The following is a 24,379-nucleotide window of genomic DNA, read 5'->3' as shown; positions in this document are numbered from 1 at the left end:
CATCAGGAAAGCAACAGCCTTCCCGAAGCCGGCACGGTCTTACATCTTGCGACACTGGCGCAGCTCGCAGCGCGCCATGAACACCTTGCCGTCGGCACATTGCATGCGGTAGACCTCGACCGGCCCTTCCGCGGTGATCAGGCCGGCGCCGCTGCTTCCGATGCAGGCATGTTGCCGCGCCAGCTGCTCGACCGTGTTCGAAGACACGCCCACCCGGTAGGGAACGCGCTCGATCGGCACGCCATTCGCGTCGGCCAGGCCCGCCGCGGGAGCACGGTTGACTGGCGCCGGCGCCGCGGCCGTGGGCATGGGACTGGACCTGAACATCGCGCAGCCACCCACCAGGACCAGGGCCGCCAGCGCCAGCAGTCGTTTCATCGCGTCTCCGTGGAATGAACAGTCAGGATCAGAAGGACAGGGTCTTGACGCCGTCGGCGGTGCCGAGCAGGCAGACGTTGGCGCCGCGCTGGGCGAACAGGCCGACCGCGATCACGCCGACGATGCCGTTGATCTGCGTTTCTAGCGCCACCGGATCGGCGATCGCCAGGCCGGCCACGTCGATGATCTCGCCGCCGTTGTCGGTGATGAAAGCGTCGGTGCTGCCTGGCTTGGTGCGCAGGCGCGGCTGGCCGCCGAGCGCCGCCAGCCGGCGGATCACGGCCGCGCGCGCCATCGGGATCACTTCTACCGGCAGCGGGAAGTTGCCGAGCGTCGGCACCAGTTTCGAGCCGTCGGCGATGCACACGAATTGCTTCGACACCGAGGCGACGATCTTTTCTCGCGTGAGCGCCGCGCCGCCGCCCTTGATCATCGCGCCTTCGTCGGTGATCTCGTCGGCGCCGTCGATGTAGACGGCAATCGATTCGACCTCGTTCAGGTCGAACACCGGAATGCCGTGGCCGCGCAGGCGCGCCGCGGTGGCTTCCGACGATGCGACGGTGCCCTTGATGCGGTCCTTGATCTTCGCCAGCTCGTCGATGAAGAAGTTGGCCGTCGAGCCGGTGCCCACGCCGATGATTTCGCCTTCGACCACGTAGTCGATGGCGGCGCGTGCAACGGCTTGCTTGAGTTCGTCCTGAGTCATGATGATTCGCCTGGATTGGTAATGGATAAATCGGTAATGAAGGTGACATTTTAACGGATCGCCCTACCCTCGCTCCGCCTTTCGGCCACCTTTCATCGCCCGCGCCCGGCTGGCGGCGTGCATATCCGATTTCGCGACATGCATACCCATAATGCATTGCCGAAACAACAAAAATCTTCGACACTGTTCAAAATTAATCTCTGGCATCGGATTGTGACAGGCAGAACCGAATGAAGATCTTCACGAAGAAACGGGTCATCGTGGCCGCCCTCCTCCTCGGCGCCGGCGCCGTGGCCCTGGCCGTCGCCAGCCGCGGCAAGGAGCCGAAGGTGCCGCCGCTGGCCTACCGCGTGGCCACCGTCGATACCGGCAGCATCACCCACACCGTCACCGCCACCGGCACCATCAACCCGGTTGCGCTGATCAACGTCGGCTCGCAGGTCTCGGGCACGGTGGTCGAGCTGAAGGCCGACTTCAACGACCGCGTGAAGAAGGGGCAGGTGCTGCTGAAGCTCGACCCCACCATCTTCAACGCCCAGGTCGGGCAGGCGCGCGCCAGCCTGGCCTCGAGCCAGGCCTCGCTCAGCCTGGCCCAGTCCAACTACGAACGCAACCGCCAGCTGGTGGCGCAGAATTTCGTGTCCGGCTCGGCGCTCGACCAGTCGCGCCGCGAGCTCGACGTGGCACGCGCCAACATCCTGCTGGCCAAGGCCCAGGTCGACCGCGCCCAGGCCGACCTCGACAACAGCGTGATCCGCAGCCCGATCGACGGCGTGGTCATCAAGCGCACCATCGACCTGGGCCAGACCGTCGCCGCCTCGTTCAACACGCCGAACCTGTTCCAGATCGCCCAGGATCTCACCAAGATGCAGATCGACACCAGTGTCTCGGAAGCCGACGTCGGCGCACTCAAGAGCGGCCTGGCCGGACGCTTCGTGGTCGACGCCTATCCGAACCGCGAGTTCAACGCCACCATGCGCCAGTTCCGCCTGGCGCCGAACGTGGTGCAGAACGTGGTCACCTACAACGTCGTGCTCGACGTCGACAACACCGACGAACTGCTGAAACCCGGCATGACGGCCCAGGTGCGCCTGGTGGTCGACAACCGCCCCAAGGCGCTGCGCATCCCGACCGCGGCGCTGCGTTTCCGCCTGTCCGACGAGGAGCAGGAAAAGGAGCGCAAGGCCGAGCGTGAAAAGCAGGATGCGAACAAGACCGTGGCTGCGGCCCCGGCCGCGGCGCCGGACGATGACCTGGCGCTGCAGGACCGCAGCGACACGGCGCGCGTCTTCAAGATCTACAAGCTCGACGCCCGCAACCAGCCCAAGCCGGTGGACGTGCGCATCGGCCTGTCGAACTTCCGCTATACCGAGATCGTGAGCGGCGACCTGAAGGCCGGCGAGCGCGTGGTCACGCGGTCGCTGGCGCCTAGCCAGGGCATGTGATGCATCAGGCCCTGATTGACATCCGCGCCGTCACCAAGAGCTATTTTTCCGGCAGCGTCGAAACCCCGGTGCTGTTCGGCGTCGACCTGCAGGTCGGGCGCGGCGACTTCATCGCGGTGATGGGGCAGTCGGGCTCCGGCAAGTCGACCCTGATGAACATCCTTGGCTGCCTGGACCAGGCGACCGGCGGCGACTACCTGCTCGATGGCGCCGACACGCGCGCCCTGAGCCGCGCCCAGCTGGCCGAGATCCGCAACCGCACCATCGGCTTCGTGTTCCAGAGCTTTAACCTCATCAAGCGCATGAGCGTGGCCGAGAACGTGGCGCTGCCGCTGATCTACGCCGGCGTGCCGCGCGCACGCGCACTGGCCAAGGCCGCGACCGAACTCGAACGCGTGGGCCTGGCCGGCTTCGGCAAGCGCACGCCGAACCAGCTCTCGGGCGGCCAGCAACAGCGCGTGGCGATCGCGCGCGCCCTGGTGGGCGACCCGCCGCTGATCCTCGCCGACGAGCCGACCGGGAACCTCGACACGCAAACCAGCGACGAGATCATGCGCGGGTTCCAGGCATTGAACCGCGAGCGCGGCATCACCATCGTGCTGGTCACCCACGAACCCGACATCGCCGCCTGGAGCCGGCGCCTGGTGCGCCTGAAGGATGGCCGCGTGCTGTACGACGGCCCGGCCGGGGAAGGCTTGCGCCAGCTGGCCGCCAGCCATGAGCACCTGGCGCATGCGCCAGGCCAGGGGAGCAATGCATGAAGCTCCTGCAAGTGATCGTCGAAGCCTTCCGCTCGATGGCGGCAAACCGCCTGCGCACCGCCTTGACCATGCTCGGCATCGTGATCGGCATCGCCTCGGTGGTGCTGATGCTGGCCCTGGGCGACACCATGCAGCGCTTCATCGCCAAGGAACTGCAGGCGCTGGGCACCAACATGGTCTACGTGTTCCCGGGCGGCGACCGGACCCAGGCCGAGCGCATGCGCAGCGGCGCCGCGCCCTCGCTGACGCTGGCCGACGCCGAGGCCCTTGGCCGCCTGCCGAGTTTGTCGGGCGCCGCGCCCGCGCTGCAGGGCAGCTTCAAGCTCGCCGCCGGCAACGAGACGTCGTCGAGCCTGGTGTTCGGCGTGACGCCGGCCATGTTCAAGATCCGCAACTGGAAGATCGACCAGGGCAGCATGTTCACCGACGACGACGTGCGCGCCGCCTCGCGCACCGTGGTCATCGGCCAGAAGGTGGCCGACCAGTTCTTCTACCGTCTCGACCCGCTGGGACGCTACCTGCGCATCGAGAACGTGGCGTTCCAGGTGGTGGGCGTGCTGCAGGGCGAAGGGCGCCAGATCGACGGCGGCGACTTGTCGGAGATGGTGCTGGTGCCGATCACGGCGGCGCGCGCCTACATGGTGCGCGGGCCCTTCCCCGACAACGTGCACTACATCGCCGCCCAGGGCCGCTCGGAAGCGCTGATGAACGACGCGGTCGAGGACATGAAGGAAGCGCTGCGCGACCGCCACCGCATCAAGCTCGACGACCCGGACGACTTCCGCGTGCAGAACATGGCGACCTTCGCCGCCACCGGCGCCAAGATCAGCACGGGCATTGCCCTGCTGCTGGGCGTGATCGGCGGGATTTCGCTGCTGGTGGGCGGGATCGGCATCATGAACATCATGCTGGTCTCGGTGACCGAGCGCACCCGCGAGATCGGCATCCGCATGGCCATCGGCGCCAAGCCGCGCGACATCCTGCTGCAGTTCCTGGTCGAGGCGGTGGTGATCTGCCTGGCCGGCGCCGCGGTCGGCATCGCGATTGCGGCGGCCGGCGCGGCGGCCGTTACCGCCTTTGCCGACTTCGAGGTGGCGGTCGGCCTGAAGGCCGTGATCGTGGCCTGCGCCTTTGCCAGCGCGGTCGGCGTGTTCTTCGGCTTTTATCCGGCGCGGCGGGCCTCGCGCCTGCTGCCGGTCGATTGCCTGCGCCACGAATAATTATCCAACAACGAACCTGGGGATCTGCATGCGCTTCACACTGCTTTCGCGCCGTACCTTCATCGCCGCCCTGGCCGCCGGCGCCGCCCTGCCGCTCACGCAAGCGCTGGCCGCGCCCTTCGCCTCGGAACGCATCACGGTGCGTACCGAAGGTTCCGGTCCGGACGTGGTCCTGATCCCCGGCCTGAATTCCTCGCCGCGCACCTGGGCCTCGACGGTCGCCGCCGTGCCGGGCTACCGCTACCACCTGGTGCAGGTGTCAGGCTTCGCCGGCCAGCCAGCAGGCGCCAACAAGGAAGGCAACGTGGCCGCGCCGGTGGCCGACGAAATCGCGCGCTACATCAAGGAAGCGGACCTGAAGGGGCCGGCCGTGATCGGCCACTCGATGGGCGGCACCATCGGCATGATGCTGGCCGCGCGCCATCCGGACAGCTTGTCGCGCCTGATGGTGGTCGACATGTTCCCCTATCTCGGCATGTTCTTCGCCGGGCCGGGCGCGGGCCCCGACAAGGTGGCGGCGGTGGCAGACCAGGTTGCCGCCGGCATGCGCGCGGCCTCGCCCGAGCAACGCCGTACGAATGCCAACGCCACCATCGCCGGCATGGTCGACACCGAATCGATGCGCGCCGGCGCGGTGAGCGATTCAATGAGCAGCGACGCCGACGTGAGCATCCGCGCGTACCGCGAGCTGATCGTCACCAACCTGATTCCCGAGCTGGCGAAGATCACGGTGCCGGTGACGGTGCTCTACGTCCAGCCCAAAACGGTGCCGATCCCGGCCGCCCAGTTCGACGCCGCCTACAGGGGCGCGTATTCGCCGGTCAAGGCGCTCACCCTGACCCGCATCCCGGACAGCGCCCACTTCATCATGTGGGACCAGCCGGCGCGCTTCCAGGCGGAGATGAAGACCTTCCTGAACGCGCAGTAAGGCAAGCCGCGGGCTGCCATGTATTCACATGTTTTCGTCGGCGTCGCTGATTTCGAACACGCCCTGTCGTTCTATACGGCGCTGATGGACGTCCTCGGCAATCCCTGCGCTTCTGCGACCGCGAACGGCCATGGGCGGGCTGGCAATCTGAGCCGGGGCCGCGTCCCCTGTTCCTGATCGGCGCGCCGTATGACCGGATGGCGCATGCCGCGGGCAATGGCCAGATGGTGGCATTCATGGCCGCCAGCTGGGCGGTGGTGGACGCGGCGCATGAGGCGGCGATGCGGCATGGCGGCGCAACGGAAGGCGCACCTGGCCTCAGGCTGGAATACCACGCGCATTATTACGCGGCCTATGTCAGGGACCCGGACGGCAACAAGCTGTGCGTCGTGTGCCATGAACCAGAATCAGCCTGACTGGAGTCGATTCCTTTCATATTCATCTGTATTCGCGGATATTCATCTTTCAAGTCATGCATGAATGGCAAAGAATATGACTTTCCCATCAATAAAAGGAAAGCTGATCATGAATTTTGGCGAACGACTGAAACAGATCCGAACCGAGAAAGGACTCACCCAGCCGCAGTTTGCGCAGGCGGCAGGCATCGAGCAATCCTATTTGTCGAAACTGGAAAACGATAAATCCGTGCCCTCGGCCGAGATGTTTTCCACCATCCTCGCCGGCCTGGGGATGGATGAGGCAAGCTTCCTGAAGGAGGTCGACAGGGACGTGCTGTCGACGACGCTCAACCATATTCCCGCCGTGACCCGGTTCACCACGGTGGCAAGCGCCACCCAACTGAAGGATTCGAAGAAGTGGCTGGTCGGTTCCGGCGCAGCCTGGCTACTCGGCTTTGCCCTGATGCTGGCCGCGAATGACGGCATTTTCTTTTCCAACAAAATCTACAAATACACCTCGCCCGGCGTGATTCTCAACGGCGAGCCGGAAAACATCTTCGAGAAGCACGACGAAATCGTGGCCCTGAAGATGGCGGCCGGCCTCCTGACGCAACCGGAAACGTCGAAGCAGATGGCGGCCTTCCGCAGCGACCGGGCGCGGCCCATGACCGTGGAGTGGCCGGAGAGCCGCGGCACCGTATATAGCGAGCCGGCGCAAAACGGCCGCCGCCGCTTCGACCTGATCGATACCAGATATGTGCAGGCGCCCGCTAACCGCCTGCTGCAATACATCGGCGCGATCGTGCTGGCCAGCGGTTTCATTGGCTTGTTCCTGGAATGGCGCCTGCGCCGCCTGAAAACCAAGTTGCGTTGATTCGCCAACCAGAGGAGAAACCATGTCACAGATTCGCACTTTTCTTACCGGCGCAGCCACCATGGCAGCCGCCCTGGCCGCCATCGTCACGCTCACCGGCGCCAGGACGCCTGCACGCCATGAGACCTTCGACGAGATTACCGTGGGCCGCATCAACATCGTCGAGCCGGACGGCACCAAGCGCATCATCCTGTCGAACAAGGCGCAGTTCCGTTCTCCCAGACTTACTCAAAGCTAAGCATAGTTAACTTTTCGCTGGATTCCTGCTTCACTGGGGCCGGTTTCGCTCTGTACATCAAGCACAGGGCCAGCGCATTCCCCTCCACAGGCCGACACGGTGGAACTCACCGCCATGTTTCTTAGGTTGATTGCCGCATTGACGTCGCGATCATGGTGCGTTGCGCATCCAGGGCAGGTCCACTGGCGTACATCGAGGCTGAGTGCATCAAACTTGCAACCACAGCACGAACAGGTCTTGCTGCTGGGGTACCAGCGATCGATGACGATTACCTGGCCACCGCGCCGCACCGCTTTGTACACGAGCTGGCGGCGCAGTTCGGCAAAGCCCATGTCGGCAATCGCGCGTGACAGGCACCGGTTGCCGAGCATGCCCTTGACGTGCAGATCCTCGATGCCGATGGTGTGAAAGCGCCGGGTGATACTTGCGCTGAGCTGGTGCAAGCCGGTTGCGCGCACGTTGGCGATCCTGGCGTGCAAGCGAGCCAGTCTGGCTTTTGTCTTCTTGCGATTGCACGAACCTTTTACCTTGCGCGACAGAGCACGTGACAGGCGGCGCAGGCGATCCAGCAATGTTTGCAGTGCTTTTGGCCCAACAACTTTCTCTCCCGTCGACAAGGTGGCCAGGTGCGTCACTCCGAAGTCGATGCCGACCACGCTTTGGTTTTCGGCTGGCGGCAGCTGTGCGTCGGAGATGTCAATGCTGATGCTGGCGTACCAGTGGTCGGCCGTGCGTGAAACGGTCGCAGAGACAATCCGTCCTATATAGCGCAAGGTCTCACGCATCCTCAGCCATCCGAGTTTCGGAATACGGATGCGTTTGCCATCGACCTGGAACTGGTCGTTGGTCAATGTGAACCGGTCGTTGCCACCCTTGCGCCGGAACTTCGGGTAGCGTGCCCGTTTCTCGAAGAAATTCTGGAAAGCGCGACCCAGTTGCATGATCGCCATCTGTGGCGCATTCTTTGTCACTTCCAGCATCCACGGGAATTGCGTGCGCTTGATGGCGTTAAGATGGCGCCGTAGCGCCGCCTCGTTTGGCTTGGGCAAGGCTGGGTCGAGTTTGCACGCTTCTAATTGCCGCCCCCATTCGGCCAGTGCCCAGTTGTAGGCGAACCGCGCGGTCCCGGCTGCACGCGCCAGATACGTTGCCTGCACTTTATTGGGGTTGAGCCGAATTCGATGGGCCAGGATCATCGCGCCTCCTTTACCCCATGTTTGACACCGTCGTTCAGTTTCGGGTTCCGATGACTGCGCCTGTCATACAGCTGGCCAGAACAAGTGCTTTTATGGGTGGTAATGAGGGGAACAAACTTATCCATCTTGGATAAGTTTGCGTATGTTTAGACAAATTTCCGGTTGCTGCTAAACACCCTCTGCCGCCTTCCTATCATGAAGGTTCGTCGACGTGGTCCTGAATGGCGACGACGACAGAGAGGTGGTGGCGACCGTGCACAACGGCGGCGACCGATTCCGGAAGACGACCTGCCGCGCATCTTCGAACCGCTGTGCCGCGCATCGACCTCATCGGCCACCTCACACCAGGCACGCGACGACACCGGCCTTGGGCTTGGGCTGTTTATTGCCCACGAAATCGTCCAAGCGCATGGCAGCGCGCTCACTGTCGCGTCGTCCGCGGAAGACGGCACCACCTTCACCGTGCACCTGCCGCGTGCGCGCCATGGCGCCTGACGCAGACGCTCAGCGCGGCTTGTCCAGCCAGGCGCGCAGGCCGTGCGTGAACACGAAGGGAAACACGCTGGCATGGTCTTCGCCCGGGAAGACCTCGAGCCGCGTGCGCAGGCTTCGATAGCGGCGGCTCGTCAAGGCCGCATCGAATTCCCTCAGGTCGGCCACCATGTCGGCCTCTTCTTCCGAACGCGAACGGCGCTTGCCCGGCGCCAGCGTCTCGCGCCCGCCGATACCGAAATACACCGAGGCCGGCAAATCGCGCTGCGCCCTGGCGTAGGCCTCTTCGCGCGCGAACAGCACGCCGCGGTCGAACCACAGCGAAGGGCTGCCGAGGATGTAGTGCTCGAAGGTGGCCGGCTTCGTCATCAGGATCTCCAGTCCCAGCAGGCTGCCGTAGGAATGGCCGACGAAGGCCTTGCGCCGCATGTCGGCCCGGTACTGCGCGGCGATCAGCGGGAACACCTCGCCGGCGATGAAGCGGCCATAGGCGCCGGCTTCGCCAAAGGCGGGAGCGCGGCCCGGCATGTCCGAGACGTAGGTTTGGAAACGCGGCGTAGAGGGCGTGTAGTCGCGGCGGCGGCTGTAGCCGGGCGTGTCGCCCTTCGCGTACGACAAACCGACCACGATCGCCTCTTCCATGCCGGCGTGTTTGGCCAGGCGGCTGGCAATGGCGCGCACCACCGGAAAGGCGTAGTTGGCGTCGGTGACGAACAGCACCGGGTAGCGGCGCTGCGAATTCGCATACGAGTCGGGCAGCGCCACCAGCAGCTGGTAGTCGCGCTTCAGGCTGGCGGAGTGGATGTCGCGCACCTCGGTGCCGTCCAGCCGGTAAGGCAGGGGTGCGGCGGCGGCGCCCAGGCAAAGCGGAAAGAACAGGGCAAGGATCAGGCGTTTCAAGCGACCTCCCGAAAAGGATGATGAGCGCCCGATTCTGCAGCGCCGTCCGCACACGGGCAGCAGCGCGGGGACGAAACCCCGGTTTCGTGTGACGACGGCGGCAGCGGCGGCGGTCCGACAATTGTTGCCACTGTTATACTTTTGTCGATGAAGGACCGCCCCGACTTTTCCCCTGCCGCACCCAGGACCATCGCCCTGGCCGTATTGCTATGGACGGCGATCAGCATGCTCGGCGCCCTGCAAACCTACAGCGACAACCTGCGCGGCGGCATCGACAGCCACTACCCCGCCCTGCTCGCCACCTGGTTCCTCGAATACGCGGTGCCGCTGATCGTGCTCAGCGCCGGCCTGTCGCTGGCGCTGTCGCGCTGGCCCGGCCTGACCGAGCGGCCGCGCCACGTATTCGCCCTCTTCCTCGGCCTGGTGCTGGTGTTCCAGCCCGCGCAATGGACCTGGATGGCGTGGATGCGCGGCTACCTCGATATCGCCAGCCTCGGCGACGTCTGGCAGCTGCTGCGCAAGATGCTGCTGGTCGGCTGGTTCTCGGCCACTGGCACCTTTGCCGCCGTCCTCGCCCTGCATACCTGCCGCCGCGCACGCGAACGCGAGCTGGCCTGGCAGCGCTCGCAAACCGACATGCTGCACCTGCGCCTGGCACTGGAAGAGCAGCGCATGCTGGCCCTGCGCGCCCAGCTCGAACCGCACTTCCTGTTCAACGCCCTGAACGCGATCAGCGCCCTGGTGCGCGGCGGCGACACGGCCCTGGCCCTGGGCGGCATCGGCCGCCTGAGCGAACTGCTGCGCTATGCGCTGGCGGCGAGTACGCGCAGCAGCTCCACGGTGGCCGAGGAACTGGACTTCGTGCGCGGCTACCTCGATTTGCAGCGCCTGCGCTATGGCGAGTGGCTGCAGGTGCGGATCGAAGGCGATGGCCCCCTCCTGCACGACGCCGCCTGCCCGCCGCTGCTGCTGCAGCCGCTGATCGAGAACGCGCTGCGCCACGACCTCGACTGCCGCGCCGGCCCCGGCGACATCCGCATGACTTTCGCCCAGGTCGGCAGCGCCCTGGCGATCCGCGTCACCAACCCGGCCGGCCCCGGCACCCCGGCCAATCCCGGCGCCGGACTCGGGCTGGCCAACACGCGCGAGCGCCTGCGCCTGATGCATCCGGGCGCCTCGCTGCAGGCCGGGCTGCAGGGCGAGCGCTTCGTTGCCGAAGTGCGCCTGCCGCTGGTCGGAGAGGACTAGCGCCATGCCCGTACGCTACCTGATCGTCGACGACGAACTGCCCGGCCGCAGCAACCTGCGCCTGGCGATGTGCGCCCATCAGGACTGGCAACTGGTGGCCGAATGCGCCAGCGCCGCGGAGGCGCGCACGGTCCTGGCCAGTCATGAGATCGACCTGGTCTTCCTCGACGTCCAGATGCCGCAAGAATCCGGCCTGGTGCTGGCGCGCGAACTGGCCCGCCTGCCCGAGCCGCCGTTGATCGTTTTTGTGACCGCCCACAGCGCGCACGCGGTCGAGGCCTTCGAGGTGCACGCCCTCGACTACTTGCTCAAACCCGTCGACGATGCGCGCCTGGCCCAGGCCGTGGAACGCAGTGCGGCCCTGCTGCGCGGACGCCAGCGCGCGGCCTATGGCGCGGCCCTGCGCGACTATGCGCATGCGGGCAGGCCGGACCACCTGAACGTGCGCTCGGTCGGACGCATCGAGCGCATCGCCATCGATGAGATCTGCTGGGCCGCGTCGGCCGGCAACTACGTCGAACTGCACCTGGCCGCGCGCAGCGTGCTGCACCGGATCACGCTGGGCAGCCTGGAAGCCCTGCTGGCGCCGGGCGCCTTCCTGCGCGTGCACCGCAGCGCCATCGTGCGGCGCGAGCAGATCGCGCGCCTGGACAGCAGCGGCGATGCCACCTGGCGCCTCACGCTGCGCTGCGGCGCCGTGGTAGCCGTCAGCGAACGCCACCTGGATGCAGTACGAGCGGCCATGTGACGAAACCCGGCGTGGGCGGGACGACGCTGCTGTCTGCGCCCTGCCGGCGCTTTTATACTGTGCGGCCAGCCACTGTCAGAACGGAGCCATCGTGTCCATCCGCCGCCTCGCCATCGCCCTCCTTTGTTCAGGTATCTTTCCCGCCGCCGCAGCAGCCACGCCGGACGCCGCCGCCATTCGCCGCATCGTCGACCGCGCCGTGCAGCCGCTGATGAAACAGCATGGCGTGCCCGGCATGGCGGTGGCCGTCACGGTCGACGGCCAGGCTTTGTTCTTCAACTATGGCCTGGCCGCCACAGCGCCGGCCAGGCCAGTGAGCGAGCACACGCTGTTCGAACTGGGCTCGATCAGCAAGACCTTCACGGCCATGCTGGCCACCGATGCCGAGGCGCGCGGCAAGCTGTTGCTCGACGACCATCCCGGCAAGTACCTGCCCGCCTTGCAGGGCAGCGCGCTCGACAAGGCCACGTTGCTCGACCTCGGCACCTATACCGCCGGCGGCCTGCCCCTGCAGGTACCCGACGAGGTGGAGGACGAGACGCAACTGCTGGCCTGGCTGGGCGCCTGGCAGTCGGACGCCGCGCCAGGTACGCAGCGCCGCTACTCGAACCCCAGCATCGGCCTGCTGGGAAGGATCGCCGCCACCGCGCTGCACACCGACTTCAGCGACGCGCTCGAACGCGGGCTGTTTCCCAGGCTTGGCCTGTACCGCACTGCCATCCGCCTGCCCGCAGCGGCCATGCCCGACTACGCCTGGGGCCACGACGACCAGGGCAAGCCGGTGCGGGTGAATCCTGGACCACTGGATGCGGAGAGCTATGGCGTGAAGTCGAACGCCGCCGACATGGTCCGCTACCTGCAGGCCAACATCGACCCTGCCAGCCTGGACAAGGCAACGCGACGCGCCGTCGAAGGCACCCACATCGGCTACTACGCGGTGGGAACGATGGTGCAGGGCCTCGGCTGGGAGCAGTACCGCGGCCCGCTCACCATGCAGCGCCTGCTGGACGGGAACGCGGCGAGCATGATCCACGACGCCAATCCGGCGCAAAAGCTGACGCCGACGCCGGCGCCGCCCGGCACCCTGTTCAACAAGACCGGCTCCACGCGCGGCTTCGGCGCCTATGCGGCTTTCGTTCCCGAGCAGCGCATCGGTATCGTCATGCTGGCGAACAAAAACTACCCGATCCCCGCCCGCGTGGCGGCCGGCTATGCGATCCTCGACGATATCGCGTCGATCACCCGGCAGGACTCCGCTACCCGATGAACACCGGCACCCTGGCTCCGCAAGACGGCACGCGGCAGGCGGCCGCACATGCAGCGCCTGCGCGCAGCCGCAACGCCGGCATCGACTGCCTGCGCGGCCTGGCCATCCTGCTGGTGATCGTGCACCACCTGGCCCTGCCCTTCCGCCTGCCGCTCGGCCCCAGCCTGCTTGGCCAGTGGTGGCCAAAGCGCCTGGTCGACGCCGTCAGCTTCAACGGCTACGAAGCGGTGTTCGTGTTCTTCGTCATCTCCGGCTTCCTGATCACGACGCGCATCATCGACCGCGACGGCAGCCTGGAGCGCGTCGACCTGCGCCGCTTCTACGCCGCCCGCGCCAGGCGCATCCTGCCCCTGCTCGGGCTGGTCCTGGCGGTGCTGGCGGCGCTGGCCTGGCTCGGTGTGCCGGGCTTCGCGCCCGAGGGCGAACAATCCACCTTCGGCCTGCTGGCCTCGGCGCTCACCTTTACCTTCAACCTGTACGAAAGGCGCACCGGCTGGGCGCCGGCGGGCTGGGATGTCTTGTGGTCGCTGTCGATCGAAGAAGCCTTTTATCTCGGCTTCCCGCTCCTGTGCCTGTGGCTGCCGCGCAAGCTCCTGGTGGGCGTGCTGCTGCTGTGGGCGCTGGCGCTGTCGCCCTTGCGCGACCTGGTGCCGCCGCAGGACGACGTCTGGCGCGAGAAGGCTTACCTGCCCGGCATGGCGGCCATTGCCTGGGGCGTGCTGGCGGCATTGCTGGCGCGGCGCTGGTCGCCGTCGCGAGGCCAGGCGCGGGCGATGGCCGTGTGCGGCGCGCTGTGCCTGGTGCTGGCCTTCGTGTGGAGCGACGTAACCTGGCGCCACCTGTACCAGTCCGGCCTGTACTGGCTGTGCCTCGGCGCCTGCCTGCTGCTGCTCGCCTTCCATGCGCATCCGCCGGCGTCACGGCGCGGCCTGGGCTGGCTGGCGCGCATGGGCGAGCTGAGTTACGAGCTGTATTTGTCGCACATGTTCGTGGTGCTGGCCGTGGTGGCCGGCTACCGCGCGCTGCTGGGCGAAGAGAACGCCTGGACCTTCGTCGTCTACCTGCCGCTGCTGCTGTTGTGCCGGGTGCTGGCCGGTGGGCTGGAAGCCCTGGCCGGACACCTGGGCATGACGGCGCCATCCGGCGCCGCGCGCTGAGCGGCCAGCCTCGGAACTGTTCCTAGAACTGCTCCCATTCGCCTTCACTGTCAGCCGCGTGTGCCAGCTTGCGCACCGGCTTCAAAGCAGGCGCCTTGGCGGCCCGGACCGGCGCCGCCAGCCGTTGCGCCGCGGCTTGCGCCACCGGTTGAGCCGCATTCCCGGCCACCTGGAACACGCTCACCATCCCGGCCAGCTTCGCAGCCTGCTCCTGCATGGACTGCGATGCGGCCGCGGCTTCCTCGACCAGGGCGGCGTTCTGCTGGGTCACGACATCCATCTCGGCCACGGCGGTGTTGATCTGCTCGATGCCGACTTCCTGCTCGCTGCCGGCGGCGCTGATCTCGTCCATGATCTGGGTGACGCGGCGCACGCTGGCGACGATTTCCTGCATCGTCGTTCCCGCTTCGTTCACCAGCGCCCTGCCGGTATAGACCTGCTCCACCGAATCGGTGATCAGCTGCTTGATGTCCTTGGCGGCGCTGGCCGAGCGGTGCGCCAGGTTGCGCACCTCGGTGGCGACCACGGCGAAGCCGCGGCCCTGTTCGCCGGCGCGCGCCGCTTCCACGGCGGCATTCAGCGCCAGGATGTTGGTCTGGAAGGCGATGCTGTCGATGACGCCGATGATGTCGGCGATCTTGTCCGACGACTGGCTGATCGAGGCCATGGTGTCCACCACGCGCGAGACGATCTCGCCGCCCTGCACCGCGATCTGCGATGCCGAGCCGACCAGCTGGCTGGCCTGGCGCGCATTCTCCGAATTCTGGCGCACGGTCGAAGTCAGTTCCTCGAGCGAGGATGCCGTTTCTTCCAGGTTGGCGGCCTGCTGCTCGGTGCGGCTCGACAAATCGAGGTTGCCGGCGGCGATCTCGCCGCTGGCGGTGGCGATCGCGTCGCTGCCGCTGCGTACGCCGCGTACCGTGTCGGCCAGGCTGTCCTGCATTGCAGCCAGGCCGCGCATCAGTGCGCCCATCTCGTCCTTGCGGGTGGCATCGATGGTGTTGGTCAGCTTGCCGGCGGCGATGGCGTTGAAGTGGCCCAGGGCCTGCGTCAACGGCGTCATCACGGCGCGCAGCAGCAGCACGGTCGAGATCAGCGCTGCGAGCAGGCCAATCACGATGGCGGCGACCGAGAACGCCATGTTGCGGTGATAGGCCGCCTGGCTTTCTGTATACTGCCGGGTGGCCGATTCCAGCTGGTAGGACGAGAGCTTTTCGGCGCTGTCGGTGTAGATGCGGAACAGGCGCGTGACTTCGCTCAGCATCAGGCGGTCGATCTCGGGCTGGTTCTTCTCGCGCAGCGCCTTGATGGCGGCGCGGATGCCGTCCTTGACCAGGGCCTGGCGCGCCGCGTCGACCCCTTTCGCCATTGCCTGCTCGCCGTCGTCGAACGGCAGGGCGAGGTAACGCCCCCAGGCCTTGTCGCTGGCATCGAGGAAGCCTTCGGCACGGGTCAGGGTATCGGCGGCGTTTTCCGCATCCGGCTGGAGCGCGACGCGGTCGATCGACAGGCGCGCGCGGTCGATCTGGATCTGGGTATCCATGATGGACTTCATGGAGACCATCGAGTTTTCGTTGACGTTCTTGAGAACGGCATTGGTGTCGTTCAGGGCCAGGATGCCGGCGGTCCCGATGAAGATCATCAGGACGCTCAGCAATGCCATGGTCGCTATCAGGCGGGTTCGGATAGTCATGTCAGCAAGGTGTGGAAGATGTTTCAGGAATCGTCTATCAGGGGTCGGATATCAAGACCGCGATGACGCAACAGTGCGTGGGTGATTCGATAACAGGCGGTGTGAATGATTTGCGCTGCCAGGTTTGACACAACACATCGACTGACAAGCAAGTTGAGACAAGTCTATACAGATGATTTCCGTACGGCAAAGGATTGATGCCGGGTTTACCGCGGGTTTAGCTTTTAAGCGACAGTTCAATTCTTGTTTATTAACGAAGCGGATAACAAAGTGGCATCGGCATTATCTGATCGATACGCTACTTGTTTTCTTTTTATTGCAGAGCAATTCACATGAATGAAAAATGAATTGCAGGAACCCGTGCCCAGTGCACGGCCGCTTCGAATAAAAGCTTATCGAACCAACAGGCAGGCAAAAGTTTTATCGGGACTGGCGCGGCGCAGTTTTTTTGCCTGGCTGGCAGTCGCCGCGCATGCCTATCGGGGAAATGCCCGTTCCAACCGGGGCGCTCCCAGGCGCCAGGCAGAACCAGGCCAGGTAGCGCAGCGGACTGCCAGCGTTGTTCGCCTTGCGCGCATCGATCAGCACCTGATACGCCTTGCCTGGTTCCAGCGCCGCCGCCGGCGTTTGCGGCAAGGCCTGCACCCGCCCGGCGTAGGGGATGCACATGCTATGGGTGACGGGAAACGTACGCTCGCGCGGCATCGCCATTTTCCACATCGGCTTGCCACTGCTGTCGCTGACCGTCACCGCCTGGAAGTCCGGCGCGCCGCCGCGTTGCTCTTCGCGCTTCGAAATCGTAAAACATGGCACCCCGTTCGCCCCGGCACGCACCTCGGCCTCGCCGATGCGCCGCGCCGCCTGCGCTGCCTGTGCCTCGAGCGCGAGCAGGACGGTCAGTAGCAGGATAGGCAACAGCTTCATGGCGTCGGAAAACAGGAGAGCAGGCAGGGATTCCAAGCCTAGGCTGTTGCCGCATGGCAGCATTGAGGAAACTCAATGCTGGATGGGTAGACAAGAACGCCGTAACAGGCTGGACAGAGCTGGTCAGGCGAAGCGGGCAATGCGGCCAGCCAGGCCGCGGTGCAGGCTGGCACGGTCGCGCGGATCAGCCAAAAAGCCGGCCAGCACCCGCTCGTACAGCGCCAGCCCGTTACCGTACTGGCGCTGGCGCATGGCGTCTGGCCGGCGCAGGAATTTCAGCACGAAGTAATCGGCCAGCAGGTCCCCCTGGGCTTCCATGTTGTAGTCGGCCAGCGTCGCGCCCTCGCGCAATTCGTAGCTGTACCGCAGGCCCAGGCGCACGGCGCCGCGCAGGCGCACCGGATAGCCGAGCTGGTGCTGCCAGACGTGCACCATCTCGTGCATGAACCAGTGCTGACCGATGGGATTTGCCTGGGAGTAATCGTCGAGGAAGCAGGAGGCGTGAAAGTACATGCTGCCGTTCGGCGTCATGGCGCAGTTCTTCGGCTGGAACGGCATGTAGCGGCGGGCATGAATACGCACGCGCCGGTAATCGATGGCGTCGCGGAACAGCAGGGACGCCAGCGCGATTTCGCCCTCGGTCAAAGGGCGCGCCCTGGTACGCATATCGGGTGACTTTCCATCTAACGAGATTGCTGGAATTATAGACGACTGTCGTTGACGACTCCCAATGTCGCCACGGCCAAGCCAGGCGACAATCGTCCGCTTGCTCAACCCGTAACGGAGGAACGAATGATTGACGCCTATCTGAAAATCGAGGGGATCAACGGGGAATCGGAAGACGAGAAACATAAGCAATGGATCGAGGTAAACAATGTCGTCTATGTAGTCCACCAGCCAAGAGCCGAAACACTATCGACTGCTGGTGGGCACACCAGCGGCAGGGCCGAGCTTTACCCGATCACCTTCAAGAAGCTGGCCGACATTGCCAGCCCGGTATTGCTGCAAACCTGCGCAGCGGGCAAGACCATCCCCAGGGCGGTGTTTGAGTTCATGCGGGCTGACGGCGACGGCAAGCCAATCCCGTACTTCAAGATCGAGTTAGAGAACTTGATGATTGCGAACATCACACCCGACAGCGGCAACGGCGGGATTATCAGCGAACAGGTTCATCTGGCCTACGCGAAAATCAAGTGGAGCCACACGAAGCAGAGCATCCGGGGCGGTGCTCAGGGCAATACCTCGGGCGGCTGGGATTGCAGCGCCAACAAGGTCTGCTAACCCGAGGGCGATATGTCCAAGTATGAAGGCGCTGCAATGGTTATATGCCCGCTGGAAGAACGCGACTTCCGGCACGTTTGTGCAGTTATTGTGTCAGGCGATGGCGTCAACGCTTGCGGTCATACGCTGCTGCACATCAGCGGTAGTTGGAGTTGGTATGTACATATTTCTGGTTTCTACAAGGCACCTAAATTCATACCAGATAGCAACTATATGCGGTACTTGAAAGAGAACGGCAAGCGTGAAATTCGCCGTTGGCATATCAAGCTGCCCAATCCTAAAGGCGCGCATGAGAAGCTGCATGAACTGGTACAAAAGCCGTGGTTGTGGGGCATCGTGGCCCATAACTGCGCTTCCTTTGCGGAAGAAGTTGTGCAGGCAGGCGGCAGTAAAGCTGGGCAGTATTTCAATTGCCCTATCATCGAGCCGTTTGCATGAAAACCATATTCATCTCACTTGGCATCGCCTTCTTAGCGGTGACCGTTGTCTATGTATCAATATTCTTTCTTGATCCCGGAATGAATGTTGAAAAGGCGTTCAACATCATCTTCTACGCGTTCGTCGGCTCGGGGATTCTTACTGCACTGGTGTTGACGCTCCGGAGCCGCCGCCAGAGCGAGCGCCGGTAATCCCGGCTTTTACGCATCCTTATCCTGGAATCCGGCGCAGGAAAGCGCCTGCCCGGATTCCACAGGCGCCGCATGGAAAGCGCGCCCGGCATGCAGCACGGCCGGCGCGCGGCCCGGTCACACGCGCACGAGTTCGACGCGGCGGTTCTTCGCCTTGCCTTCTTCGGTCGTGTTGTCGGCCAGCGGCTGGTCCGGGCCCTTGCCGACGGCGCTCAGGCGCTCGGCGGGGATTTGCTTCGCGGTGATCGCCTGGACCACCGATTCGGCGCGTGCCAGCGACAGCTTGCGGTTGTGGACCGCGTCGCCGGTGGCGTCGGTATGGCCTTCGACGCGCAGCTTCAGGCTGGGCTCGCCCTGCATCAGCTTGACGATCTCGTCCACCGCCGGTTGGCTTTCCTGGCGCATGACCTGGCTGTCGGTATCGAAGTTCAGGTAAAGCGCGACGTGGCCGTCCTTCTTCAGGGCGCTGGACAGCTGGGCGGCGGGCAAGGCCTGCACCTGCTGTTGCATGGCCTTTTCTTCGACGGTCACGACGCCGACCTGGCCGCCGTCCACATACAGCGTGAACCAGATGTTCGTCTGGGGCGTGCGGATCAGCCATTGCTCGAAATTAGGCGCATCCGGGTCCGTGCTCGCATCGATATACGGAAGGTTCATTTTGCCGTACATGGCCTGGTAGCTGCCGCCATTGCGCTCGATGAACTTCTCGTTCCTCGGGTGGACGGCGTCGACCCGCGTCGCGCCGAGCGATTTCAGGGCCATTTCATAGTTGCGGTGTGCGGCCAGCTCCGACCACTTCATGTCGCTCAGCGAGAATTTCCGGTGCATGACCTTGCCTTCGACCCGGCGCAGTTCTTCGCCGGCGATCACGTAGGCACGATCGAAATCGAGATCGCTCTCCACTCTCACATCGCTTGGTTTCAGCTCGGCAGGCATGGCGACGTACGGGAAAGGAGGCAATTCCTTGGTCGTCACCGGGACCGATTGCAAATCGAAAGGCTTGGCTGCCGCCGTGGCGGGCGCCGCCGCAGGCGTCTCGGCGGCAGGCGCCGGAACCGCGGCAGGCGTCTCTGCCGCCTGCGTCGTGGCCGCAGGCGCCTGCTTGTCCGCGTCCTGGGCATCGTTCTGGTGGCGTTTGCAAGCGGTCAGGCTTGCGGCAATCAACAAAGGCAGGGCAAGAATCGAGAGACGCTTCATGGCGGTTCGTTCAGTATGAAAAAGTTAACAGGATCGCCAGAATAGCAGAGTTGGACTTACATTTGGCGAGTCGTAAGCTGCATGAACCGATACAAACGCCACGGCTACGAGCACCTGACAGCCCCGGCAAAAACGAAGGGGGACGGCCACAGGTCCCTGTCGCCGTCCCCCTCGCTTCCCGCCAGCGTGTGGCGTACCGGCTTACTGCTTGCGCAAGGCCGCCGCCGCCTTTGCCAGCTCGGTGATGCGATCCCAGTCGCCGCTGGCCAGCGCATCCTTCGGCGTCAGCCAGGAGCCGCCCACGCAGGCCACGTTCTTGCAGGCCAGGAAAGCTGGCGCGGTGTCGATCGAGATGCCGCCGGTCGGGCAGAAGGTCACGTCCGGCAGCGGGCCGCCGATTGCATTGAGCATGCCGACGCCGCCCGCCGGCACGGCCGGGAACAGCTTCAGCTGCCTGAAGCCGGCTTCGCGCGCCGCCATCACTTCCGACGGCGTCATCACGCCCGGCAGCAGCGGCAGGCCGCTCTTTTTCGCCGCTTCGATCAAGGTCGGCGTCAGGCCGGGCGAGACGCCGAACACGGCGCCGGCGTCGCGCGCGGCGGCGAATTCGTCCGGCTGGGTCAGGGTGCCGACGCCGACGATGGCGCCTTCGACCTGCGCCATGTCGCGGATCGCCTGCAGGCCGTGCGCGGTGCGCAGGGTCACTTCCAGCACGCGGATGCCGCCGGCCACCAGGGCCTTGGCGAGGGGTACGGCGTGCGCCGGGTCGTCGATGGCGATCACGGGGATCACGCTCGCCGAGCGCATGATGTCAAGTACGGTCATGGTCATTTCTGCGTCCTAAAGAGAAAGTCTTCGTCGGAACCGGGCACGACTTCGTTGGCATCGACGCCTTCATGCAGCGGTACGGTGGTGGGAATCGGCGACGGCAGCGGGAAGGTGGCCGCGCCCTCTTCCGCCGGGCTCGAATGGCCGCGGAACATGGCGAACAGCTCGCGGCCCATGCCGATATGGCTCTTCGACAGGTCGGCCGTTGCCATGGTGCGCGCGGCCCAGGCGTCGTCCGGCACCAGGGCTTCGAGCGTGCCGTTGGTGGCGTCGACGCGGATGATGTCGCCGTTGCGCACCAGGCCGAGCGGGCCGCCGGCCAGGATTTCCGGCGACACGTGGATCGCCGCCGGCACCTTGCCCGAGGCGCCGGACATGCGGCCGTCGGTCACCATCGCCACCTTGAAGCCGGCGTCCTGCAGGTTCGACAGCGCCGGGGTCAGGGCGTGCAGTTCCGGCATGCCGTTGGCGCGCGGCCCCTGGAAGCGGATCACGGCGACGAAGTCGCGGTTCAGCTTGCCGTCCTTGTAGGCCTGCATGAACTCTTCCTGCGAATCGAAGGTGAGCGCCGGCGCTTCCACCACGTGGTATTCCTGCTTCACGGCCGAGACCTTCATCACGGCGCGGCCCAGGTTACCCTGGACCAGCACCATGCCGCCATTGCTGGCGAAGGGGTTCGAGGCCGGGCGCAGCACGCTTTCGTCGCCGCTCTGCTGCGGCAGGTCGCGCCAGACCACCTTGCCGTCCTCGCCCAGGAAAGGCTCCTTGCAGTGATTGCGCAGGCCGCGGCCGAGGATGGTGTTGACGTCCTCGTGGGCCAGGCCGGCGTCGAGCAGTTCGCGGATCACGAAGCCCGGGCCGCCCGCGGCCTGGAAGTGGTTCACGTCGGCTTCGCCGTTCGGGTAGATCCTGGTGAGCGACGGCACCACCTTCGACAGTTCGTCGAAGTCGTTCCAGTCGATCACGATGCCGGCCGCGCGCGCGATTGCCACCAGGTGCAGGGTGTGGTTGGTCGAGCCGCCAGTGGCGTGCAGGGCGACGATGGCGTTCACGATGCTCTTCTCGTCGACGATGTGCCCGATCGGCATGTAGCTGCCGCCCTGCTGCGAGATCGCCACCGCTTGGTGCGAGGCCGCGGCGGTGAGTGCGTCGCGCAGCGGCGTGCCCGGCGTGATGAAGGCGGCGCCCGGCAGGTGCAGGCCCATCATTTCCATCAGCATCTGGTTGCTGTTGGCGGTGCCGTAGAAGGTACAGGTGCCGGCGCCGTGGTAGGACGCCGATTCGCCTTCCAGCAGTTCCTCGCGCGTGGCTTCGCCCTTGGCGTAGCGCTGGCGGATCGCCGCCTTTTCCTTGTTCGAGATACCGGTGGTCATCGGGCCGCCCGGCACGAACACGCCCGGGATGTGGCCGAAGTGCAGCGCGCCGATCAACAGGCCCGGCACGATCTTGTCGCAGATGCCGAGGTAGAGGGCGGCGTCGAACATGTTGTGCGACAGCGCGACGGCGGTGGCCATGGCGATGGTGTCGCGCGAGAACAGCGACAGTTCCATGCCCGGCTGGCCTTGCGTGACGCCGTCGCACATGGCCGGCACGCCGCCCGCGAACTGGGCCACGGCGCCGATGTCGCGCACGGCTTCCTTGATCACCTTCGGGAAGTATTCGAAGGGCTGGTGGGCCGACAGCATGTCGTTGTACGACGAGACGATGGCCACCGACGGCTTTTTCTGCTCGCGCAGCTTGAGCTTGTCGTTGGCGGGGAAAGCGGCAAAGCCGTGGGCCAGGTTGGTGCACGACAGCGCCCCGCGCTGCACGCCCTGGACACGTGCGGCCTCGAGATGCGCCAGGTAGGCCGCACGCGAGGCGCGGCTGCGCTTGATGATCCGGTTCGTTACCTGTTCAACTACAGGGTGCAGCGCCATAATCGTTCCTTCGAAAATTTGACTCTGAAATTTTACTACAGAATTGGGTTGGGGGTATCGGGTGGGGTTGGGATTGCAATTGCTCGGCGGTTCCATACCGCGTGGGCACGAGTGCCCACCCTACGAAAACCGGGCCGCCGGCGCTGACCGCTTTTGTAGGGTGGGCTCTTGAGCCCACGCGGTACAACGTTGGCATATCGAATAACATCCGCGAGTCCGGACTCATCCATTGTGTAGTGAATTTACGAACGATTCCTGTATTATTCGATAATCTGTCCAAAACACTATCACGCGCGAGCCATGCCCCAGCCTTCCTTGACCAGCACCGCCAGCTTCCAGGCCCTTGAAACCCACGCCGTCGAGGCCGAAGACTGGCAGATGCGCCAGTTGTTCGCGGCCGATCCCCAGCGCTTCGAGCGCCTCTCGCTGGATGCCGCGGGCCTGTTCCTAGACTATTCAAAAAACCGGCTGGACGGGCGCACGCTTGAACTGCTGGCAAGCCTGGCGCGCGAGCGCGGCGTCGAGCAACTGCGCGACGCCATGTTCGCCGGCGCCAGGATCAACAACACCGAAAACCGCGCCGTCCTGCACAACGCCCTGCGCGCCCCGCGCGAGGCGCAGCTGAATGTCGACGGCCAGGACGTCACGGCCGACGTGCACGCCGTGCTGGCGCGCATCAAGACGTTTACCGATGCCGTGCGCAGCGGCGCCTGGGTCGGCCATAGCGGTAAACCCATCACCGACATCGTCAACATCGGCATCGGCGGCTCCGACCTCGGCCCGAAGATGGTCTGCCTGGCCCTGCGCCAGTACAGCCACCCGCGCCTGACCCTGCACTTCGTCTCGAACGTCGACGGCCACGACATGGACGCGGCCCTGGAACAGGTCGATCCCGAAACCACCCTCTTCATCATCGCCTCGAAGACCTTCACCACGGCCGAGACCATGATGAACGCGCAGACCGCGCGCAAGTGGTTCCTCGCCCATGCGCCTGAAGAAGCGCTGGCAAAACACTTCGTCGCGGTGTCGACGAATGTGGAAGCGATCAAGACCTTCGGTATCGACCCCGAGAACATGTTCCCGTTCTGGGACTGGGTCGGCGGCCGCTATTCGGTGTGGTCGGCGATCGGCCTGCCGGTGGCCCTGGCTGTCGGCTACGGCTACTTCGCCGCCTTCCTGGCCGGCGCCCACGAGATGGACACGCACTTCCGCACGGCGCCCATCGAGCAGAACATGCCGATGATCCTGGCCCTGGTCGGCTTCTGGAACCGCCAGTTCCTGGGCGCGACCTCGGTCACCATCGCCCCTTACCACCAGGACCTGAACCGCTTCCCGGCCTACCTGCAGCAGCTCGATATGGAAAGCAACGGCAAGCGCGTGACGCGCGACGGCGAGCCGGTCGATACGCCGACCTGCCCGGCGATCTGGGGCGAGCCCGGCACCAATGGCCAGCACGCCTACTTCCAGCTGCTGCACCAGGGCACCGACCTGACGCCGATCGACTTCATCGCCGCCCTGCGCCCGGCCCACGAGCTGCACAACCACCACACCGCCCTGCTGGCGAACTGCTTCGCCCAGTCCGAAGCCTTCATGAAGGGCAAGACGCTGGACGAGGTGCGCCAGGACCTGCAGGGCCAGGGCCTGTCGCTGAGCGAAGTCGAGCGCCTGGCGCCGCACAAGACCTTCCCCGGCAACCGCCCGAGCAACACGATCCTGATGGAATACCTGACCCCGGCCACGCTGGGCGCCCTGGTGGCCCTGTACGAGCACAAGACGTTTGTACAAGGCGCGATCTGGGACCTGAACAGCTTCGACCAGTGGGGCGTGGAGCTGGGCAAGGTGCTGGCCAAGAAGATCGAGGCCGAACTGGCAGGCGACGCGCAGCCCGAGCAGCATGACAGTTCCACCAACGGCCTGATCGCGCGCGCAAAGGCCGCCGTTTAACGATTAAC

Annotated in this window: 25 protein-coding genes and 1 pseudogene; 16 read left to right on the top strand and 10 right to left on the bottom strand. The window is 65.1% G+C overall.

Annotated elements, in window-relative coordinates; genetic code table 11:
- Positions 1 to 39: 39 nt before the first annotated feature.
- Both ACWYRN_RS14810 and rpiA read right to left on the bottom strand, forming a co-directional pair.
- Positions 40 to 378 carry a hypothetical protein gene (locus ACWYRN_RS14810; RefSeq protein WP_488688377.1) on the bottom strand — a complete coding sequence of 113 codons (339 nt, stop codon included), beginning with the start codon at positions 376 to 378 and terminating at the stop codon, positions 40 to 42.
- Positions 379 to 406: 28 nt separating this feature from the next.
- On the bottom strand, positions 407 to 1,084 hold the full coding sequence (gene rpiA, locus ACWYRN_RS14805) for a ribose-5-phosphate isomerase RpiA (protein ID WP_229439255.1): 678 nt from the start codon (positions 1,082 to 1,084) through the stop codon (positions 407 to 409).
- A 230-nt stretch (positions 1,085 to 1,314) separates the two neighbouring features.
- Between rpiA and ACWYRN_RS14800 the strand changes: the two genes are divergently transcribed.
- From ACWYRN_RS14800 to ACWYRN_RS14770, 7 genes and pseudogenes are all read left to right on the top strand, one after another.
- A complete protein-coding gene (locus tag ACWYRN_RS14800) occupies positions 1,315 to 2,529 on the top strand; it encodes an efflux RND transporter periplasmic adaptor subunit (RefSeq protein WP_488688376.1) in 1,215 nt (404 codons plus the stop codon).
- Positions 2,529 to 3,290, top strand: a complete 762-nt coding sequence (locus ACWYRN_RS14795; protein WP_488688375.1) for an ABC transporter ATP-binding protein — start codon at positions 2,529 to 2,531, stop codon at positions 3,288 to 3,290. The genes ACWYRN_RS14800 and ACWYRN_RS14795 overlap by 1 nt, the downstream gene beginning before the upstream one ends.
- On the top strand, positions 3,287 to 4,510 hold the full coding sequence (locus ACWYRN_RS14790) for an ABC transporter permease (protein WP_488688374.1): 1,224 nt from the start codon (positions 3,287 to 3,289) through the stop codon (positions 4,508 to 4,510). The genes ACWYRN_RS14795 and ACWYRN_RS14790 overlap by 4 nt, the downstream gene beginning before the upstream one ends.
- 28 nt (positions 4,511 to 4,538) lie before the next feature.
- Entirely contained in the window at positions 4,539 to 5,438 is a 900-nt protein-coding gene (locus ACWYRN_RS14785; RefSeq protein WP_488688373.1) for an alpha/beta fold hydrolase, read from the top strand.
- 18 nt (positions 5,439 to 5,456) lie between these two features.
- Positions 5,457 to 5,854 (top strand): annotated as a pseudogene (locus ACWYRN_RS14780) (VOC family protein).
- A 109-nt stretch (positions 5,855 to 5,963) separates the two neighbouring features.
- A complete protein-coding gene (locus ACWYRN_RS14775; RefSeq protein ID WP_488688372.1) occupies positions 5,964 to 6,710 on the top strand; it encodes a helix-turn-helix domain-containing protein in 747 nt (248 codons plus the stop codon).
- A 22-nt stretch (positions 6,711 to 6,732) separates the two neighbouring features.
- Entirely contained in the window at positions 6,733 to 6,948 is a 216-nt protein-coding gene (locus ACWYRN_RS14770) for a hypothetical protein (RefSeq protein WP_488688371.1), read from the top strand.
- Here the strand turns inward: ACWYRN_RS14770 and ACWYRN_RS14765 are convergent.
- Complete coding sequence (locus ACWYRN_RS14765; protein WP_488688370.1) at positions 6,945 to 8,144, bottom strand: RNA-guided endonuclease InsQ/TnpB family protein; 1,200 nt, start codon at positions 8,142 to 8,144, stop codon at positions 6,945 to 6,947. The genes ACWYRN_RS14770 and ACWYRN_RS14765 overlap by 4 nt on opposite strands.
- Before the next feature lie 195 nt (positions 8,145 to 8,339).
- Here ACWYRN_RS14765 and ACWYRN_RS14760 point away from each other — a divergent pair, with 195 nt between their 5' ends.
- Positions 8,340 to 8,639 (top strand): ATP-binding protein, encoded by a 300-nt coding sequence (locus ACWYRN_RS14760; protein ID WP_488688369.1) that lies wholly within the window; start codon positions 8,340 to 8,342, stop codon positions 8,637 to 8,639.
- Between the two features lie 9 nt (positions 8,640 to 8,648).
- On the opposite strand, the gene ACWYRN_RS14755 is transcribed toward ACWYRN_RS14760, so the two are convergent.
- Positions 8,649 to 9,536, bottom strand: a complete 888-nt coding sequence (locus ACWYRN_RS14755; RefSeq protein ID WP_488688368.1) for an alpha/beta hydrolase — start codon at positions 9,534 to 9,536, stop codon at positions 8,649 to 8,651.
- A 147-nt stretch (positions 9,537 to 9,683) separates the two neighbouring features.
- Between ACWYRN_RS14755 and ACWYRN_RS14750 the strand changes: the two genes are divergently transcribed.
- The 4 genes from ACWYRN_RS14750 (at position 9,684) to ACWYRN_RS14735 (ending at position 13,956) form a co-directional block, all read left to right on the top strand.
- Positions 9,684 to 10,784 carry a sensor histidine kinase gene (locus ACWYRN_RS14750; protein ID WP_488688367.1) on the top strand — a complete coding sequence of 367 codons (1,101 nt, stop codon included), beginning with the start codon at positions 9,684 to 9,686 and terminating at the stop codon, positions 10,782 to 10,784.
- A gap of 4 nt (positions 10,785 to 10,788) precedes the next feature.
- Positions 10,789 to 11,532, top strand: coding sequence for a LytR/AlgR family response regulator transcription factor (locus ACWYRN_RS14745; protein ID WP_488688366.1), 744 nt, complete (start codon positions 10,789 to 10,791; stop codon positions 11,530 to 11,532).
- A gap of 91 nt (positions 11,533 to 11,623) precedes the next feature.
- The gene (gene ampC, locus ACWYRN_RS14740; protein WP_488688365.1) at positions 11,624 to 12,799 is read left to right on the top strand and encodes a class C beta-lactamase; all 1,176 of its coding nucleotides are present in this window, start codon (positions 11,624 to 11,626) and stop codon (positions 12,797 to 12,799) included.
- Positions 12,796 to 13,956, top strand: a complete 1,161-nt coding sequence (locus ACWYRN_RS14735; RefSeq protein WP_488688364.1) for an acyltransferase family protein — start codon at positions 12,796 to 12,798, stop codon at positions 13,954 to 13,956. The genes ampC and ACWYRN_RS14735 overlap by 4 nt, the downstream gene beginning before the upstream one ends.
- Positions 13,957 to 13,978: 22 nt before the next feature.
- Here ACWYRN_RS14735 and ACWYRN_RS14730 read toward each other — a convergent pair whose 3' ends face one another.
- The 3 genes from ACWYRN_RS14730 to ACWYRN_RS14720 all read right to left on the bottom strand — a co-directional run bounded on the left by ACWYRN_RS14730 (position 13,979) and on the right by ACWYRN_RS14720 (position 17,239).
- Positions 13,979 to 15,619: a methyl-accepting chemotaxis protein gene (locus tag ACWYRN_RS14730; RefSeq protein WP_488688363.1), complete on the bottom strand. Its 1,641-nt coding sequence runs from the start codon at positions 15,617 to 15,619 to the stop codon at positions 13,979 to 13,981.
- Between the two features lie 450 nt (positions 15,620 to 16,069).
- A complete protein-coding gene (locus ACWYRN_RS14725) occupies positions 16,070 to 16,573 on the bottom strand; it encodes a hypothetical protein (protein WP_488688362.1) in 504 nt (167 codons plus the stop codon).
- Positions 16,574 to 16,696: 123 nt separating this feature from the next.
- Positions 16,697 to 17,239, bottom strand: coding sequence for a Rhs element Vgr protein (locus ACWYRN_RS14720; RefSeq protein WP_488688361.1), 543 nt, complete (start codon positions 17,237 to 17,239; stop codon positions 16,697 to 16,699).
- 126 nt (positions 17,240 to 17,365) lie between these two features.
- Here ACWYRN_RS14720 and ACWYRN_RS14715 point away from each other — a divergent pair, with 126 nt between their 5' ends.
- From ACWYRN_RS14715 to ACWYRN_RS14705, 3 genes are read left to right on the top strand one after another with little or no spacing between them, the layout of a single operon-like run.
- Positions 17,366 to 17,854: an Hcp family type VI secretion system effector gene (locus ACWYRN_RS14715; protein WP_488688360.1), complete on the top strand. Its 489-nt coding sequence runs from the start codon at positions 17,366 to 17,368 to the stop codon at positions 17,852 to 17,854.
- 12 nt (positions 17,855 to 17,866) lie between these two features.
- The gene (locus ACWYRN_RS14710; RefSeq protein WP_488688359.1) at positions 17,867 to 18,292 is read left to right on the top strand and encodes a hypothetical protein; all 426 of its coding nucleotides are present in this window, start codon (positions 17,867 to 17,869) and stop codon (positions 18,290 to 18,292) included.
- The gene (locus ACWYRN_RS14705) at positions 18,289 to 18,483 is read left to right on the top strand and encodes a hypothetical protein (RefSeq protein WP_488688358.1); all 195 of its coding nucleotides are present in this window, start codon (positions 18,289 to 18,291) and stop codon (positions 18,481 to 18,483) included. Before ACWYRN_RS14710 ends, ACWYRN_RS14705 begins: the two co-directional genes overlap by 4 nt.
- A 117-nt stretch (positions 18,484 to 18,600) precedes the next feature.
- On the opposite strand, the gene ACWYRN_RS14700 is transcribed toward ACWYRN_RS14705, so the two are convergent.
- The 3 genes from ACWYRN_RS14700 to edd form a co-directional block, all read right to left on the bottom strand.
- Positions 18,601 to 19,680, bottom strand: coding sequence for an OmpA family protein (locus ACWYRN_RS14700; RefSeq protein WP_488688357.1), 1,080 nt, complete (start codon positions 19,678 to 19,680; stop codon positions 18,601 to 18,603).
- A 201-nt stretch (positions 19,681 to 19,881) separates the two neighbouring features.
- Positions 19,882 to 20,511, bottom strand: coding sequence for a bifunctional 4-hydroxy-2-oxoglutarate aldolase/2-dehydro-3-deoxy-phosphogluconate aldolase (eda, locus tag ACWYRN_RS14695; RefSeq protein ID WP_488688356.1), 630 nt, complete (start codon positions 20,509 to 20,511; stop codon positions 19,882 to 19,884).
- Positions 20,508 to 22,427: a phosphogluconate dehydratase gene (gene edd, locus ACWYRN_RS14690; RefSeq protein ID WP_488688355.1), complete on the bottom strand. Its 1,920-nt coding sequence runs from the start codon at positions 22,425 to 22,427 to the stop codon at positions 20,508 to 20,510. Before edd ends, eda begins: the two co-directional genes overlap by 4 nt.
- A 300-nt stretch (positions 22,428 to 22,727) precedes the next feature.
- On the opposite strand from edd, the gene pgi reads away from it, so the two are divergent.
- A complete protein-coding gene (pgi, locus tag ACWYRN_RS14685) occupies positions 22,728 to 24,371 on the top strand; it encodes a glucose-6-phosphate isomerase (RefSeq protein ID WP_488688354.1) in 1,644 nt (547 codons plus the stop codon).
- Positions 24,372 to 24,379: the final 8 nt, after the last annotated feature.

It is taken from the genome of Massilia sp. BAP21 (assembly GCF_057801335.1).
The sequence above is the reverse complement of the archived record's forward strand: the minus strand, read 5'-3'. Positions and strand labels throughout refer to the sequence as shown.